Genomic DNA, 16,424 nt, shown 5'->3' on the forward strand with positions numbered 1-16,424 from the left:
ATTCCTTTCATGATTGTTTTCGCAAACATCATTTTACAGAAATTTGGCCATGGGCCATTCTTTATTTAATTAGTGTTGCACTTAAAGTGTAAATTCAAGAGTAATAAAACGATTCCTTACCGAAACTTTGAAATGCGTGAATCATCAAAGCAAATACTGATAGCAGGGAACGACCAGTATTTTTTTGATGCTAGAGATACTTTTATAGAATTTGCGTAGTCACTCTGCTAGACATAATGACACAACCTTGGCTACCGTTATTAGGAATCGAAATGGTTTGATGTTTAAAAGTGATGATAGAGTGTCTTAAGCATTTGCTGTTCCAGATGCTTTTTGAGGATAGCAGGAGAAACTATCAAGGTGATTAAATACTCGAAAACAAAATAAGACCGCTATCCGTGATCAACGGGTAGCGGTCTATTCAACGGGCCTCTCAAAAGTATTAAGTAATGTGTTAAGAGTTTTGATGAAATTAAATCGTTTGACATATTAAAACGATGAAACAAAGGCGCACGGCACTACTTTTAGCACCTCTAACAGTATTCAAGTAATTTTAAAATGCGCTTGGGGGGAATCGAACCCTCATCTCAAGAACCGGAATCTTACGTGCGATCCATTACACTACAAGCGCAAACCGTTTATACCAAACAGGTACTTTACTATATTAGCGAAAACGGTTCGGAAACACAAGTCTATTTAACCGATTTTCAATGGAATTGGTTGGTTCCCGGTTGAAAGGGAAGTTAGCTCTGCTTATGAATGACCAACTATTTGTCAGTTTGTCTGCACTATAAACGACAGTGTGCATTGATGTCAGTAAGCTCATTGAAAAGACTATCAAATTTCATAATTATGTTTTTAACGCTTTCTGTTGTTAAATATCTAAAAAATGTTGCCGTAAATTGCTTGACCCTTGTCTGTACACCAATGTTATATTGAGCGCAATGTTAGTACTGATGAATCGAAAGGGAAAGCAGATGAATATTGCTCAATTTGCTAGGTTAGCAGGATGCACTGTTGAAACGCTAAGATATTATGACCGGGCCGAACTGTTTCAACCGCTCCGACGTGGAAATGGGTATCGTGACTATGCTCAGACTGATTTAGATGTCGTCAAAATGATTATTAATCTTCGTAAAGCCGACGTTGACGTTAAGACGATTAAACAAATAATGGTCCTTTTCAAAACGCCGGTGACAACGGCATGCTACGATGACACACTTTCATTTATTGCCGGACAAAAACAATCTTTTAAAGAAAAGGCCGAATTGTTTACGCGGTTGGCAAAAATCACCAACACTTTGCAGTCACAGGTGATGAATGGCGAACCCTTAACTACGCTTCAAACAACCTTGAAAAAGGCAGGCGAGGGAAATGCTTAAATTGGCAAACGATGGTGTTCGTTTTGTATTCGAACAGGCCACCCTGTTATTGATTGTTTGGAGCGGCTTCAGAGGCAATTTAGCGAGTAAATTGATAATTGGTATTTTAATTCCAATTGTTGCCGTCATTTTTTGGACGCGGTTTATGGCGCCAGCCTCTCCCAAACGTTTGACAGAAAGTCGTCGAATAATCGCCGAATGTGTTTTATTTGGTGGCACAGGTATTTTGGTCGCTCAAAAATTTAGTTCAAAATTGGCAATTGTATACTTGATCATGATTGCGATTAATACAGTTTTGGACCATGCGTTAAACGCATAGTCGACTTAGTTGATGAAACGCGTATTTTTGGCTTTCCAGTCATTTAGTTTGATGCGAACCCAGAAGCTATAAATGCCTAGCGTAATGATTGACAGCAACAGCCACTTAATCCAGTTGCCAAATAAACCAACGGCAGAACCAGTAAATTGCATTCGGTGGCCATCAATGACCGTATGGTTGATTCGCCAGCCGTAGAGCATCGTAATCGACCACGGATAACAAATGCCTAAAGTGAAAAAGGTGACAAGAAAGCCTAAAATTGACCAACCGATGTAAGCGAGTAAACCACCATCAAAGAAAGAATTGCGGCCATATTTCATTTCCATAGTAGAAACCTCGTGTTCATAATAATAGTTTAATAACTTGATTCTACTAATTCCGGATTGTGTTAGCAATGAGTTTCGCTAGATTCAGCCGACTTGACAGGTCGTAGGCAATCCGGTTTATGATAATCTTGTTTGAATGTGAAAACTAAGGAGAGGTGCGCAGATGGGTCAAACAAAATTTGAATTACCTAAAGTCGGTTTCGGTACGTATCAACTGACGGGTGAAACTGGTATGAACACGATTAAACAAGCCATTAATACAGGATACCGCTTAATCGATACGGCTATTAGCTATGAAAATGAAGGGGCGGTGGGTGCCGCCATCAAGGCCAGCGATGTCGACCGTGACCAGTTGATTGTGAGTTCAAAGTTACCCGGTCACGACTACCATCATGACGACGCGATTAGTGCCGTTCAGGAATCTTTATATCGAAGTGGCTTAGATTACTTCGATTTGTTTCTATTACACTGGCCCAATCCTAAACAAGATTTGTACGTGGAAGCTTGGACGTCTTTGATAGAAGCGCAACGCCGTGGGTATGTGAAGTACATTGGTGTTTCAAACTTCACCGGCGAATATATTGATCGTTTGCGAAATGAAACGGGCATTCAGCCGGTGGTCAATCAGATCGAACTTCATCCGTACTTTAATCAAGAAGCGCAACGTCGGTATGACTACGTAAATGGCATCATCACCGAAGCATGGAGTCCACTGGGACGGGCCTCGGCGATGTTGAAAGATCCGGTGTTGCAACAAATTGCTAATAAACATCAGTGTGGCGTTGGTCAAGTGATTTTGCGCTGGGAACAGTCGTTAAATGTCGTGCCATTACCTAAGGCAGCACATTTTGATCGGCAACGAGCAAACTTGAATTTGGATGCAATTGATTTAGACCAGGCAGACATCACTGCAATAAATCAACTCACTAAGCCTGATGGACGGACGTTCAATCAGGATCCCACGGTTTACGAAGAATTTTAAGCGAGTTGTGGTGAAATTTTGTAACACAAAAGCAATAAACGAACGATAAAGCGAAAAAATGACAACCTGTTGTGCTACACAACAGGTTGTCATTTCGTTATCTAGGCAATTTTGTCTTTGAATCATTTAATTGCACACCATATATAGTTATCCACAGGATATCCACATACTACATATTGATTTAACGCTCGCAACCAGTATTATAAATACTATCATCAATAAAAGGTTGTGAGCGAATGGAGAATGTTCAAATTACGAATCCCTTGGCAATATTAAAATTGTTGCCAGTTCAAAAACGCGGCGGGTCAATGACTCAATTTTACCCCTATAAGATTGTGTTTGTCCTCCACAAATTGATCAATGACGAAGATTTAATTAACGAAATTGAACATGACCTTGTGAATGCACTGCACGATTTAGAGACTATTCCAACAGCAGAAATTCACCGCGTTTTACATAATAGCTTATTGAAACATGATCAAGTGGAGGCTGCTGATGCTTATGAGGCCTATTTTAAGCATGACCAGGATCAATTTGCAGCAGCGACCAGTGTTGAGGCTCGTATTCAAAAGTTGTTTAGTCGGGACGCGGACGTGGTTCATGAAAACGCGAATAAAGACAGTCATGTTTTTAACACGCAGCGTGACCTTGAGGCTGGTGCGGCGAGTCGAGCCATTGGTTTAAAAATGCTACCAGATATCGTGGCTAAGGCTCATTTGCGTGGTGACATTCACTGGCATGATCTTGATTATTCACCAGTTACACCCGAGACAAACTGCTGCCTAATCGACTTCGACGAAATGCTGGCGCATGGCTTTAAAATTGGTAACGCGTGGGTTTCATCGCCACATTCCATTCAAACAGCGACCGCTCAAATGTCACAAATCATTGCCAACGTTGCGTCACTTCAATATGGTGGGTGTTCGGCAAACCGAGTTGATCAGCTACTGGCGCCATACGCACAACTGAATTATGACAAGCACATGGCGGATGCTGAACAGTGGGTCGCCGAAGACAAACGTGAGGATTACGCACGTCAGAAGACGCAAAAAGATATTTACGATGCCATGCAGGCCTTGGAGTACGAAATTAACACGTTGTACTCATCACAAGGGCAGACGCCATTTACAACGGTGAACTTTGGATTGGGAACCAGCTGGATTGAGCGTGAAATTCAACGGGCCATTTTACAGATTCGTATTAAGGGCTTAGGTAAAGAACACCGGACCGCAATTTTTCCGAAACTGATTTTTACTGTTAAACGCGGCCTCAACTTGAATCCACAAGATCCTAATTATGATATTAAGCAATTAGCAATTGAGTGTTCGACCAAACGAATGTATCCAGATCTCTTGATGTATGACAAAATCAAAGCGCTCACTGGCAGTTTTAAGACGCCAATGGGGTGTCGTTCTTTTCTCCAAGGATGGAAAGACGAAAATGGCGTGGAGGTTAACTCTGGCCGCATGAACTTAGGTGTGGTGACCGTCAACTTGCCGCGGATTGCGTTGTCTGCACACGGCGACAAGAAGCTGTTTTGGGATATTTTTGAAGAACGCATGGCCGTTTGTCATACGGCGCTGGCTTACCGAATTGAGCGGACGAAAGAAGCTAAACCGGAAAATGCACCGTTACTCTATATGTATGGCGCGTTTGGCAAACGACTTAAAGCGGACGACGACGTTGATGAGTTGTTCAAGAATGAACGGGCGACAATTTCGCTCGGTTACATTGGTCTCTATGAAGTGTGCACGACCTTCTATGGACCTAAATGGGAACATAATCCTGAAGCGCACGATTTCGCTGAAAAGATTGTCGCCGCACTGCGCGAAAAATGTAATCAATGGGCAAAGGCAAGCGGGTATCACTATAGTCTGTATTCCACTCCGGCTGAATCGCTGACTGACACGTTTGCCAAAGATGACATTGAGAAATTTGGTCGGGTGGCTGACGTGACAGACAAAGAGTATTACACGAATAGTTTTCACTATGATGTTCGTAAACACCCATCACCGTTTGAAAAATTGACGTTTGAAGAAGTCTTTCCAAAATATGCGTCAGGTGGGTTCATTCATTACTGTGAGTACCCGAACTTGAAGCAGAATCCTAAAGCTCTCGAAGCCGTTTGGGACTGGGCCTATGATCACGTCGGCTATCTAGGCACAAATACGTCTATTGACCAGTGCTTCAAATGTGGCTTTAAGGGTGAATTCAAGGCGACAGCTAAGGGCTTTGAGTGTCCACAATGTGGGAATCACGATCCGCAATATTGCGACGTGGTCAAACGGACGTGTGGTTATTTGGGCAACCCACAGCAACGTCCAATGGTTCACGGTCGTCACATTGAAATTACGTCACGGAAGAAAAACATGACTTCGGAGATGATTAAACATGCAGCAGCGTACGAAAGGACCAAACAATCCGACACCCAAAGAATGGCTCGCTAGTGAGCACAGTTTGGATTATGTAGCGGACTATAAACCGTTTAATTTTGTTGACGGGGAAGGGGTGCGTTGCAGCCTATACGTGAGCGGCTGCTTATTTCATTGTCCGGGTTGCTACAATGTGGCCGCACAGAATTTTCATTATGGGCATCCATATACACAAGATCTAGAGGACCAAATTATCACGGATTTGAGTCAGGATTATGTCCAAGGCCTGACCCTATTGGGTGGCGAACCATTTCTCAACACGCATGTTTGTATTCAGCTGTGCAAACGAATTCGTCGGGAGTTTGGCCACGATAAGGATATTTGGTCATGGACCGGTTACAAGTGGGACGAGTTGCTGAAGGATTCTGATGACAAGCTTGAGTTATTGTCGTTGATTGATATTTTGGTTGATGGTCGGTTCCTTGAGTCAAAAAAGGACTTAACACTGCAATTTCGTGGGAGTTCAAACCAACGAATTATTGATGTGCCTAAGTCGTTAGCTCAAGAACAGGTTGTTATTTGGGACAAACTCGTTCGTTAATTGCTGATGGTTATGTGCATGTTGATTGCCGGCTGTGGTGGGCAAGTATGCATACTCGTCTTGGGATCGGTTTATCGCTACGGTTCTTCATTTTTTGTTCTACGTATTTCACTTCAACGTTTGAGTTCTGCGAAAACGAATGTTCCGTAAAACATTTCAAAAGCTAGATGTTAAAATGGCTAGTTTTTGAAATGTTTTTCTGTCTAAGAGGCCAGTCGGTAGAAGGAGTTAATTAAATGCTCTTGAAACCGCTTCCATCAAAACCTATAATGGCTCTAGTAAAGTTTAGTAAAAATTGTGGAGGCATCCTTTATGAATTTTAGTCAGCAACCGTTTGGTAAATTAAGTGACGGTCGATCAGTCGACCAATTAATTTTAAGTAATGATAATCAAGTATCATTGCGTGTATTAACGTTAGGGGCAACGTGGCAGGGATTTGACGTGCCTGATGGTAACAATCGTAAGAATTTGTTGATCAGCTACGACCAACTCAAAGATTACGAAGCCACACCGTTTTATGTTTGTAAGACAGTTGGTCGGGTAGCTGGTCGGATCGGCCAAGCGACTTACGACATTGATGGGACCACTTATCACAGTGACCAAAACGAAAACAAAAACACGTTACACGGTGGTCTACATGGCTTTTCTGACCGTGTTTGGCGGGTTGTTGGCCATCAAGAGACGAGCGATACTGTTTCCGTTACATTAGGGATTAGCGTTCAGGGTAGTGAAGATAATTTCCCTGGTGACATGGATGTTCTTGTGACCTATAGTTTGACGAATGCCAACCGGGCAACGTGGTCAATCACGGGTACGGCAACAGCTAAGACACTATTTAATCCTACGTTACACACATACTTTAATGTGACGGATAACGAAGCACTGACCACGCAACAGTTGCACATTAATGGCAAGCAGCGCGTTTTGTTGAACACCGAAAAAGTTCCTACTGGTGAACTCAGTGATGCTACTGGTACAGCCTATGATTTCAGTAAGACGGGGACTGTGACAGATCATTTGGCTCAGCTGAAAGAAGAAAACGGTGGCAAAGAATTCGACGACGCCTATCGTGTCAATGGGGATGAACATACGCCGATTGCAACGGTTAGTGACCCGGTTAGTGGCCGCGCTGTGGACCTGTATTCTAGCCGAAATGGCTTGGTGATTTTTACTGCTGACCCATTAGCTTATGATAAGGATGAGGCTTATCAGGCCAGTCATCCTTATACGGCCTTGGCCATGGAAGCACAGTGGCTACCAGATGCCATTCATCACGATGGTTTTGGCGATGTTGTGTTGCCAGCAAACGCACCACAAACGTATAGCATCAGTTATCAATATCGGGAAATGAAATAGTTAAATTAGGTTAAATAACGTCCGTTTGATGTTCAGCAGTAGCTGATATCAAGCGGACGTTTTGTTTGTCAGTTGAAAAAAGAGACTAAAAAGTTTTAGTAAAAATAGTTAAAAGCTGCGAAACTGATTAGACAGGCAAAACAACCGGTTGCATAGCGTTTGTATATAAAATCACATTGTTGAAACTTTTAGTAAAACTGTTATTATCGACTTTGAAATCGCTTACATAACTATTTTATTTGGAGGTTAGCAAGATGGCTGATAAGAATCAGAAAATCAAAATTGACCCTGATAAGTTTGCACGTGCAGTGCTGGGTGGCAATGCTCAACGCGAGGGCGAGGAAAACAAGTTGTACATCAAACGTCAATTGACGTTGTACCTTGAATCCGTTTTACTCGTGCAAGATTTTAACGGTTTGGAAGAAACATCATTCGATATGGCAAAAGAAAAGCAACGTAATGCCATTCTCGAAAAAGTCATTGAGCGTCGCTATAACTAATTCGACAAACGAACGTTAAATTAGTCGAATGGAAAAAGGAGAACTTGAAAATGAATCAAGTCAAACAATATTTATCCTATGCGCTTGGGGCGTTTGGTCACGACGCATTCTATGCAACACTTAGCACTTATTTTGTTATTTTCGTTACTAGTCAATTATTTAGTTCAGGTAATCATGCAAACGATGCCAAGATGATCAGTGCTGTTACGATAACGATGGTTGCAATTCGACTTGTCGAAATTGTTTTCGATCCACTTATCGGTGGTGCAGTCGATAATACCAGAACCCGATGGGGCAAATTCAAACCTTGGTTGATGATTGGGGCCACAATCAGTTCCATCATGTTAATTCTGATTTTTACGGATTTTGGTGGATTAACTGTTAACAAGCCTACGCTCTACCTTATCTTGTTTGGTATTGCGTTTGTTGTTTTGGATGTATTTTATTCATTTAAGGATATTTCTTTCTGGTCAATGTTACCTGCTTTGACCGTTGATTCTGGAAAACGTGCTCGTTTTGGGACGATTGCTCGTTTCGGTTCAACTTTGGGTGCACAAGGTGTCGCACTTGTCATTATGCCAACAGTTACCCTTGTATCTGGTTGGTTTGGTGGCGCCAAGGGCCAACAAACACAAATTGGTTGGGTTGGATTTGCTATTTTGATCGGTGCTGTTTCCTTTCTCGGTGCTTTAGCCACTGCTTTGGGGACCAAAGAAGAAGACAACATTATTCGTGAAAACACTGAAAAAGTCGGGATTGTCGGTATTTTCAGAGTTCTATTTAAAAATGACCAATTGATGTGGTTATCACTTTCATACTTTATGTTGGCTTTCGGTTACGTTATCACCAACTCACTGTTCTTGTATTACTTTAAGTACGTTATGGGCAAGTCAGGTGAGTTCTCACTTGTTGGTGCCGTGACTGCGGTTCTCGGAATTATTTCAGTTATTTTATTCCCATTCTTAGAAACCTTAATCAAACGGAAGGCTATTTATGTCGGCGGTATTTGTTTGATGTTGGTTGGTTACATCATTTTCAACTTTGCTGGAACGAACCTGTTCATGGTCTTGTTAGCTATCTCATTTATTTTCTTCCCATACCCAATGATTTTCTTGGCCGCATTGATGACCATTACTGATTGTGTTGAATATGGCCAGTTACATTTGGGAACACGTAATGAATCAGTTACATTAGCCGTTCGCCCACTGATTGATAAAGTCGCTGGTGCGTTTGCAAACGGGATTGTCGGTATTGCAGCGGTTCATGCAGGGATGATTGGTAACGCAAAGCCGAGTGACATTTCTGCCTCACAGATGTTGAACTTCAAGACTTACATTTTCTACGCACCAATGGTGATGCTTGTCATTGCCGCTGTTGTTTACTTAACAAAAGTTACCTTGACTGAAGCTAAACATGCTGAAGTTGTTAAGGAATTGGAAAAGAAGCTGGGTGCGGATTCAGAAGATATCGCCAAGATTAAGTAATTAAAATGCAGCAATAAAAAATGTTAAAAGGTGGTTTATACATTATGGATGCAGCAAGTATTAAACAAGAATATCAAGATGCTTTTGATGTCGCACCACAGTCTGTTTTCTTCTCACCTGGTCGAATCAACCTGATTGGTGAACACACTGATTACAATGGTGGTCACGTATTTCCGTGTGCGATTACATTAGGCACATACGGCGCTGCTTCACCACGGACAGATACCACGGTTCGTTTGTACTCAGGCAACTTACCTAAGGATGGCGTGCTTACTTTTGATGTAAACGACTTATCCTTCAACAAGGACTTTGGTTGGGGTAACTACCCAAAGGGGATGCTTTATGAACTAGCCAAGAAAGGTGCTAAGTTTGACCATGGCTTCGATTTATACGTTCATGGTAACTTGCCTGATGGCTCCGGTTTGTCATCCTCGGCATCTTTGGAATTATTGGTTGGTGTGATTGCCAAGAAACTTTACAACCTCGATGTTGAACAGATGGACTTAGTCTATGCCGGTCAACAAGTTGAAAATGACTATATTGGCTTGAATTCCGGTATCATGGATCAATTCGCGATTGGCATGGGTAAAAAAGATCAAGCCATGTTCTTGGATGTTAACACCATGAAATATGAATATTATCCGGTTGATTTAGGCGATAACGTTGTCTTAATCATGAACAGTAACAAGTCTCATGACTTGGCTAGTTCGAAGTACAATGAACGTCGCTCACAGTGTGAAGAAGCATTACGCCGTATTCAGCAGGGTGTTGATGTGAAAACGTTGGGTGACTTGACCAAAGAACAGTTTGACCGAGCAACCTACTTAATTAACGATGCTACCTTGATTCGTCGGGCACGCCACGCTGTGTTTGAAAACCAGCGGACAATTGATGCCAAACAAGCATTGGATGATCATGATTTAAAGACGTTTGGTCACCTTGTTAGCGCATCACACATCTCATTGCAGTATGATTATGAGGTGAGTGTCCCAGAACTCGACACGCTAGTTGATACTGCTTGGGCACAAGACGGTGTTCTTGGTGCTCGGATCATCGGTGGTGGCTTCGGTGGTTGTGCAATTGCAATCGTTAAACGCGACCAAGTTGATCATGTTAAGCAAGTTGTTGGCGACACGTACCTGAAGCGCTTTGGTTATGCAGCAGACTTTTACGTGGCTGAAATTGCCGATGGGACTCACGAAGTTACGGCATAAACGTAGGAGTGACATTATGGTAGAAGATGCAGTAGAGAATTTAATTAGCTTAGCTGTTCAGAATGGTGCGGCAGAACCGCTAGACCGGGTTTATTTGAGGAATCGGATTTTTGCCTTAATTGGTGATGAAATGGCTGTTGCCCTAGAGGGCGATGGTGTTGAAGCTATCAGTGAGGCACTGGTTAATGCGGCCGTGGAAAACGGTAAAATCGAGGATAATCAAACAGCGCGCGAACTATTGGATGCGCAGCTGATGGACTTGACGACGCCACGTCCAAGCCAGGTCAACGAACGTTTCTGGGAAGATTATCAGACTAGCCCTGAAGCAGCAACAAAGTATTTTTACGGCTTGAGTAAAGCCAATAACTACATTAAAACAAAGGCAATTGCAAAAAACATTGTCTTCAATTCAGCGACAACGTTTGGCGACTTGGAAATCACGATTAACCTGTCTAAACCGGAAAAAGATCCCAAAGCGATTGCGGCAGCCGCCCACACAGCAGCGAGTGGGTATCCACTTTGTCAATTGTGTTTGGAAAATGAAGGTTACCTAGGTCGTCTTGGATATCCCGCACGAAGTAATCACCGTGTGATTCGACTAACGGTGGGCGGTCGTCCATGGGGCTTCCAATATTCGCCATACGCATACTTTGGCGAACATGCGATTTTCCTCGACCAACAACATGTCCCAATGAAAATTAATCGGCAAACATTTACTAATTTGTTTGAGATTATTACGCAATTTCCACAGTATTTCGTTGGTAGCAATGCTGATTTACCGATCGTGGGTGGCTCTATGCTGAGCCATGAACATTATCAGGGCGGTCGGCACAACTTCCCAATGATGAAGGCGCCAATTGCTTCAACGTTTAAATTAGCTGATTATCCAGACGTTAAATGTGGTGTTGTGAAATGGGCGATGTCGACAATTCGTTTGACTGGCACTAACCAGCAGAACGTTGCAGATGCTGCTGAACACATTCGTGAAGTTTGGAATCATTATGACGATCCAGCAGTTTCTGTAAAAGCATATGATGGTGAGACCCGACATCATACAGTTACGCCAATTGCTTATCGCGATGGTGACCAATTTGTTCTCGATATCGTGTTGCGGGACAACCAAACTTCCGCCGCTTATCCGGACGGCATTTTCCATCCTCACAAGGATGTTCAACACATTAAGAAAGAAAACATTGGCTTAATCGAAGTCATGGGACGTGCGATTTTGCCTGCTCGTTTGAAGACTGAAATGCAAGAAGTTCAAAAATTCTTGTTGGATCAGCCAAACGCCATGGCGGAATATCACCGCACTTGGGCAGAGGAACTCAAGGAAAACAATACGGTTACGAATGATAATGTCGAACAAGTAGTCGACGATGCGATTGGTAAAGTCTTTGGTCGCGTTTTAGAGGACGCTGGTGTGTTCAAGTGGGATGCTGCTGGTCGTGAGGCACAAGCTCGGTTTATTAAAGCGATTGAATAATATCTTGAATGTGTGGGAAGGTGAGAGACAGTGGCAACGTTGAAAGATATTGCAACACGAGCAAATGTTTCACTTGCGACTGTTTCTCGTGTGCTTAACTATGATGCGACGATGGCGGTCAGCAAAGAAACGCGGCAACGGATTTTCGAGGCTGCCGAGGCGCTGAATTATTCCAAACGCAAACGGAATCATCAAACTAACGTGGTCAAACAAGTCACAGTGGTTGAATGGTATTCCCAAATGCAGGAAATGGAAGACCTGTACTATATGTCAATTCGCATTAGTATTGAGCATGCGGCAATGACAGCAGGTTTTCGCGTTCAAACGGTCTTTGCTGGTTCCTTGGATCAGATTCACGAGGATACGTCCGTGATCATTGCGTTGGGTAAGTATTCTCAGGCGGAAATCCTAAAATTAACGGGCATTACGGATCGGATTGTATTTGTGGATTTCGATGCGATGGGATTAGGTTATGATTCGGTCGTTACGGATTTTCAATATGCGATAAATGATGCGGTTCATCACTTAACTGACGGCGGTGTCCGCCATATTGGGATGATTTGCGGTACAGAGATGACCACAGACCGTCAGCGAGTCATTGAAGATCCACGAAAAGCGCCGTTTCAGATGGCAATGGGACAGGACTACAATGAAGCGTTCGTTACACAAGGCGATTATTCGCGTCAATCGGGTTATCAACAAATGAAAGCATTGATTGGTGACTTACAGGACCGGTTGCCAGACGGGTTTATCATTACGAATGATGCCATGGCAGTTGGGGCATTGAAGGCGTTGAACGAAGCTAACATCAGCGTGCCTGATCGTGTTCAACTAGTTACGTTTGATGACACATCGATTGCTAGTTACGCAATTCCAGGATTAACTGCGGTGCACGTCGCGACTAATCACATGGGTGAGGCGGCGGTCCAGTTAGCCCAGGAGATTACTAAGGCCGATCATCCGATAGCAAAGAAGATCGTTTTGGGTACGCGGCTGGTTCAACGTGAAAGTACGAAATTTTGAACAGGACTAAAAGCAGGGGGCCGATTATGTGGTCGCCCTGTTTTTTTGCAATAATGCAATGAGTCTTGACCCGTCAAACATGCTTTTTTTGCCTAAAGTGTGTACGCTAGAATAGGTGTGTAGAGGATCGTCATTGTACTAAGCTGACCGGTTAGCACACTTAGATTTATGGAAGGAATGAAACTTAAAATATGAATAACGCATCATTTAAATACCCGGATCAGGCTGCTTATAAGCTGGTAACTGCCCAGTTAGCAGCAAAGAATATTACTTACAAAGAAATTGCTGCGATTACGCAGGACATGCAACGCGACTATTTACCAGATGTTCCGCTCAGCGAGTTTGAAACGGAAACTGAGGATGTACTCCACAAACGCGAAGTGATGAACAACGTGATGGTGGCGCTTGAGTTGGATCGACTGGCAACTGAGAATCAACTGAAGGAACCGTTGGAATCGATTATCAGAAATGATGCCGGCGTGTTTGGTGTCGATGAGGGACTGGCGCTCAACATCGCAAATATCTATGGCACGATCGGTGTGACCAATTACGGCTATGTGGATAAGGTTAAAGAAGGCGTGATCAAACGGCTAGATGAAGAAAAAACCGACCAGGTCAATACCTTTATTGACGATATCATTGGCGCGATTGCGGCAGCGGTGGCTGCCAAAATGGCACACAAATACGCTTAGAGTTTGGTAAGAATTTGAACTTTTAGCAAACGGAAGAATCTTCTGCTAAGTCGCGTCACGCTTATGAAACAATCAAATGTAAGCGAATGAAAGCACTTGTGAAAACGATCCTAACGTTTGCAGGATTTGGTCGATTGTCATATAATTACATCTGTGTTAAACATATATTTTCCTTAAGGGAGGAAGTTCACCAATGACTGTTAAAATTGGTATCAACGGATTTGGCCGTATCGGTCGTTTAGCTTTAAAGCGGATCCACGAATTGAACACTAACGACATCGAAGTTGTTGCAATCAATGATTTGACTACACCTTCAATGTTGGCTTACTTACTCAAGTATGACTCCACTCATGGCAAGTTCCCTGGTGAAGTTAGTTCAACGGACAAGGGCATTGTCGTTGACGGTAAGGAAATCCCTGTATACGCAGAACGCGATGCAAAGAACATTCCTTGGGTTAAGAACGACGGTGTTGACTACGTGCTTGAATGTACTGGTTTCTACACTTCAGCAGAAAAGTCACAAGCCCACTTGGATGCCGGCGCAAAGCGTGTTCTGATCTCAGCACCTGCTGGTAAGATCACAACTGTTGTTCCTGGCGTTAACTTGGACGTTTTGAGCAACGACGACAAGATCGTTTCCGCTGGTTCATGCACGACTAACTGTCTTGCACCACTGGCTTACTTCATGAACGAAGAATTCGGTATCAAGGTTGGTACGATGACGACGGTTCACGCCTTCACATCAACTCAATCAATCCTTGATGGCCCTCGTGGTTCAAAGCCTCGTAACAACCGTACTGCTTCTGTTAACACGATTCCTCACTCAACTGGTGCTGCTAAGGCCCTTGGTTTGGTTATCCCAGAATTGAACGGCAAGTTACAAGGACACGCACAACGTGTTGCTGTTGTTGACGGTTCATTAACTGAATTAGTAACTGTTCTGGACAAGAAGGTTACTGCTGACGAAGTTAACGCAGCTATCAAGAAGCACACTGAAGGTAACGAAGCCTTTGGTTACAACGACGACGAAATCGTTTCAAGCGATATCATCGACGATTCACATGGTTCCGTATTTGACCCAACTCAAACGGAAGTTACAACTGCCGGTGACAGTCAATTAGTTAAGACTGTTGCTTGGTACGACAACGAATGGGGCTTCACTTGCAACATGATCCGTACGTTGTTGAAGTTCGCCACTTTGGAAGCTTAATTTAAATCATTACGTTTTTGATTAAATGTGGCAAAGGCGGGAGGAGGAAGACTCCGCCCGCCTTTTTCTTTGAATGATTTAGTGGAATGGTTCACAAATAGTCACGTTTGTTTTCAGAAAATTGGGCTGTGAGTGGCTTTTACCATTAAAAATCGTTAAAATATATGCGTACGCAAAAATCGTTGGGAGGAAACTACCTTGGCTAAATTAACTGTTTCTGATTTAGATTTAACTGGAAAAAAAGTTTTAATGCGTGTTGACTTTAATGTGCCGATTAAAAACGGCGTGATTGGTAACGACAACCGAATCGTGGCTGCATTACCTACAATTAACTATGTTCTGGATCACGGTGGCCGTGCCATCTTATTCAGTCATTTAGGTCGTGTTAAGACTGAAGAGGACAAAAAGGAATTGTCCATGCGTCCTGTTGCAGAACGTTTGAGCAACTTATTGGGCAAACCTGTAACGTTTGTTCCAACTACTCGTGGTCCTCAGCTCGAAGACGCCATCAACAACTTGAAGGACGGCGAAGTTCTGTTATTCGAAAACACTCGTTTTGAAGATTTGGATGGCAAGAAAGAATCCGGTAACAACCCTGAATTGGGTCAATACTGGGCTTCACTTGGCGATGTTTTCGTTAACGATGCTTTTGGTACTGCTCACCGTGAACATGCCTCAAACGTTGGTATCGCAACGGCCATGAAAGCAGCCGGCAAGTCAGTTGCTGCTGGTTTCTTAATGGAAAAAGAAATCAAGTTCTTAGGTAACGCTGTTGATAACCCTGTTCACCCATTTGTTGCTATTTTGGGTGGTGCTAAGGTTTCTGATAAGATCGGTGTCATCGACAACTTATTGAGCAAGGCTGACAAGGTTATCGTTGGTGGTGGGATGGCTTACACCTTCTTTGCTGCCCAAGGCCTATCAGTTGGTAACTCATTGCTTGAAAAGGACAAGATCGACACAGCCAAAGCAATCATTGAAAAGGCTGGCGACAAGCTTGTATTGCCAATCGATTCCGTTGTTGCTAAAGAATTCAAGAATGACTCACCAGCAGAAACTGTTGATGGTTCAATTCCTGATGGTTACATGGCTCTTGACATCGGTCCAAAGTCTGTTGAATTATTTGAAAACACTTTGCGTGATGCTAAGACTGTTGTTTGGAACGGACCAATGGGTGTCTTCGAAATGCCTAACTTTGCTAAGGGTACCTTAGCTGTTGGTAAGTTCTTGGGTGACTTGGATGCTACAACAATTGTTGGTGGTGGTGACTCAACTGCTGCCGTTCAACAATTGGGTGTTGCAGACAAATTGACTCACATCTCCACTGGTGGTGGCGCTTCCCTTGAATACCTTGAAGGTAAGACTTTACCTGGGATCGCAGCAATCAGCGACAAGTAATTTAGTTTAATACCGTTCTACATTAACGTCCTTCAATCTGTTTCTTAACGGGTTGACGGGCGTTTTTGTGTTTTGAATGGTT

The 16,424-nt window shown here is 43.1% G+C and carries 15 protein-coding genes and 1 tRNA gene; 14 read left to right on the top strand and 2 right to left on the bottom strand.

The window, feature by feature from the left end:
- Positions 1-559: 559 nt before the first annotated feature.
- Positions 560-631 (bottom strand) — tRNA-Arg (locus GB992_RS05930).
- A gap of 346 nt (positions 632-977) precedes the next feature.
- Here GB992_RS05930 and GB992_RS05935 point away from each other — a divergent pair.
- Both GB992_RS05935 and GB992_RS05940 read left to right on the top strand, forming a co-directional pair.
- Entirely contained in the window at positions 978-1,382 is a 405-nt protein-coding gene (locus GB992_RS05935) for a MerR family transcriptional regulator (protein ID WP_161001637.1), read from the top strand.
- On the top strand, positions 1,375-1,701 hold the full coding sequence (locus GB992_RS05940; protein WP_161001638.1) for a YrdB family protein: 327 nt from the start codon (positions 1,375-1,377) through the stop codon (positions 1,699-1,701). The genes GB992_RS05935 and GB992_RS05940 overlap by 8 nt, the downstream gene beginning before the upstream one ends.
- 5 nt (positions 1,702-1,706) lie before the next feature.
- Here GB992_RS05940 and GB992_RS05945 read toward each other — a convergent pair whose 3' ends face one another.
- On the bottom strand, positions 1,707-2,027 hold the full coding sequence (locus GB992_RS05945) for a DUF898 family protein (RefSeq protein ID WP_161001639.1): 321 nt from the start codon (positions 2,025-2,027) through the stop codon (positions 1,707-1,709).
- 163 nt (positions 2,028-2,190) lie between these two features.
- On the opposite strand from GB992_RS05945, the gene GB992_RS05950 reads away from it, so the two are divergent.
- The 12 genes from GB992_RS05950 to GB992_RS06005 all read left to right on the top strand — a co-directional run bounded on the left by GB992_RS05950 (position 2,191) and on the right by GB992_RS06005 (position 16,342).
- Entirely contained in the window at positions 2,191-3,009 is an 819-nt protein-coding gene (locus tag GB992_RS05950; protein ID WP_161001640.1) for an aldo/keto reductase, read from the top strand.
- Positions 3,010-3,245: 236 nt separating this feature from the next.
- On the top strand, positions 3,246-5,456 hold the full coding sequence (gene nrdD / locus GB992_RS05955; protein WP_161001641.1) for an anaerobic ribonucleoside-triphosphate reductase: 2,211 nt from the start codon (positions 3,246-3,248) through the stop codon (positions 5,454-5,456).
- Positions 5,401-5,982 (top strand): anaerobic ribonucleoside-triphosphate reductase activating protein, encoded by a 582-nt coding sequence (gene nrdG / locus GB992_RS05960; protein WP_161001642.1) that lies wholly within the window; start codon positions 5,401-5,403, stop codon positions 5,980-5,982. Before nrdD ends, nrdG begins: the two co-directional genes overlap by 56 nt.
- Before the next feature lie 312 nt (positions 5,983-6,294).
- Positions 6,295-7,338 carry an aldose epimerase family protein gene (locus GB992_RS05965; protein ID WP_161001643.1) on the top strand — a complete coding sequence of 348 codons (1,044 nt, stop codon included), beginning with the start codon at positions 6,295-6,297 and terminating at the stop codon, positions 7,336-7,338.
- A gap of 254 nt (positions 7,339-7,592) precedes the next feature.
- Complete coding sequence (locus tag GB992_RS05970; protein ID WP_017262211.1) at positions 7,593-7,838, top strand: hypothetical protein; 246 nt, start codon at positions 7,593-7,595, stop codon at positions 7,836-7,838.
- A gap of 50 nt (positions 7,839-7,888) precedes the next feature.
- Positions 7,889-9,322 carry a glycoside-pentoside-hexuronide (GPH):cation symporter gene (locus GB992_RS05975; RefSeq protein ID WP_161001644.1) on the top strand — a complete coding sequence of 478 codons (1,434 nt, stop codon included), beginning with the start codon at positions 7,889-7,891 and terminating at the stop codon, positions 9,320-9,322.
- Positions 9,323-9,366: 44 nt separating this feature from the next.
- On the top strand, positions 9,367-10,536 hold the full coding sequence (locus GB992_RS05980) for a galactokinase (RefSeq protein WP_161001645.1): 1,170 nt from the start codon (positions 9,367-9,369) through the stop codon (positions 10,534-10,536).
- A 16-nt stretch (positions 10,537-10,552) separates the two neighbouring features.
- Positions 10,553-12,019: a UDP-glucose--hexose-1-phosphate uridylyltransferase gene (locus GB992_RS05985; protein ID WP_161001646.1), complete on the top strand. Its 1,467-nt coding sequence runs from the start codon at positions 10,553-10,555 to the stop codon at positions 12,017-12,019.
- Between the two features lie 30 nt (positions 12,020-12,049).
- On the top strand, positions 12,050-13,042 hold the full coding sequence (locus tag GB992_RS05990; protein ID WP_161001647.1) for a substrate-binding domain-containing protein: 993 nt from the start codon (positions 12,050-12,052) through the stop codon (positions 13,040-13,042).
- Positions 13,043-13,233: 191 nt separating this feature from the next.
- Positions 13,234-13,734, top strand: a complete 501-nt coding sequence (locus GB992_RS05995) for a phosphatidylglycerophosphatase A (RefSeq protein WP_161001648.1) — start codon at positions 13,234-13,236, stop codon at positions 13,732-13,734.
- A gap of 193 nt (positions 13,735-13,927) precedes the next feature.
- On the top strand, positions 13,928-14,944 hold the full coding sequence (gap, locus tag GB992_RS06000) for a type I glyceraldehyde-3-phosphate dehydrogenase (RefSeq protein WP_161001649.1): 1,017 nt from the start codon (positions 13,928-13,930) through the stop codon (positions 14,942-14,944).
- Positions 14,945-15,142: 198 nt separating this feature from the next.
- Positions 15,143-16,342: a phosphoglycerate kinase gene (locus GB992_RS06005; protein WP_017262218.1), complete on the top strand. Its 1,200-nt coding sequence runs from the start codon at positions 15,143-15,145 to the stop codon at positions 16,340-16,342.
- Positions 16,343-16,424: the final 82 nt, after the last annotated feature.

This window comes from Furfurilactobacillus milii (genome assembly GCF_009863985.1).
Lineage (GTDB): Bacteria > Bacillota > Bacilli > Lactobacillales > Lactobacillaceae > Furfurilactobacillus > Furfurilactobacillus milii_A.

What these genes read in the sequence shown, in the direction of transcription:
- nrdG (WP_161001642.1), top strand. Translation starts at nt 5,401, where the DNA reads ATGCAGCAGCGTACGAAAGGACCAAACAATCCGACACCCAAAGAATGG.
- GB992_RS05985 (WP_161001646.1), top strand. Translation starts at nt 10,553, where the DNA reads ATGGTAGAAGATGCAGTAGAGAATTTAATTAGCTTAGCTGTTCAGAAT.
- GB992_RS05975 (WP_161001644.1), top strand. Translation starts at nt 7,889, where the DNA reads ATGAATCAAGTCAAACAATATTTATCCTATGCGCTTGGGGCGTTTGGT.
- GB992_RS05980 (WP_161001645.1), top strand. Translation starts at nt 9,367, where the DNA reads ATGGATGCAGCAAGTATTAAACAAGAATATCAAGATGCTTTTGATGTC.
- GB992_RS05950 (WP_161001640.1), top strand. Translation starts at nt 2,191, where the DNA reads ATGGGTCAAACAAAATTTGAATTACCTAAAGTCGGTTTCGGTACGTAT.
- GB992_RS05970 (WP_017262211.1), top strand. Translation starts at nt 7,593, where the DNA reads ATGGCTGATAAGAATCAGAAAATCAAAATTGACCCTGATAAGTTTGCA.
- GB992_RS05935 (WP_161001637.1), top strand. Translation starts at nt 978, where the DNA reads ATGAATATTGCTCAATTTGCTAGGTTAGCAGGATGCACTGTTGAAACG.
- gap (WP_161001649.1), top strand. Translation starts at nt 13,928, where the DNA reads ATGACTGTTAAAATTGGTATCAACGGATTTGGCCGTATCGGTCGTTTA.
- nrdD (WP_161001641.1), top strand. Translation starts at nt 3,246, where the DNA reads ATGGAGAATGTTCAAATTACGAATCCCTTGGCAATATTAAAATTGTTG.
- GB992_RS05945 (WP_161001639.1), bottom strand. Translation starts at nt 2,027, where the DNA reads ATGGAAATGAAATATGGCCGCAATTCTTTCTTTGATGGTGGTTTACTC.
- GB992_RS05995 (WP_161001648.1), top strand. Translation starts at nt 13,234, where the DNA reads ATGAATAACGCATCATTTAAATACCCGGATCAGGCTGCTTATAAGCTG.
- GB992_RS05940 (WP_161001638.1), top strand. Translation starts at nt 1,375, where the DNA reads ATGCTTAAATTGGCAAACGATGGTGTTCGTTTTGTATTCGAACAGGCC.
- GB992_RS05965 (WP_161001643.1), top strand. Translation starts at nt 6,295, where the DNA reads ATGAATTTTAGTCAGCAACCGTTTGGTAAATTAAGTGACGGTCGATCA.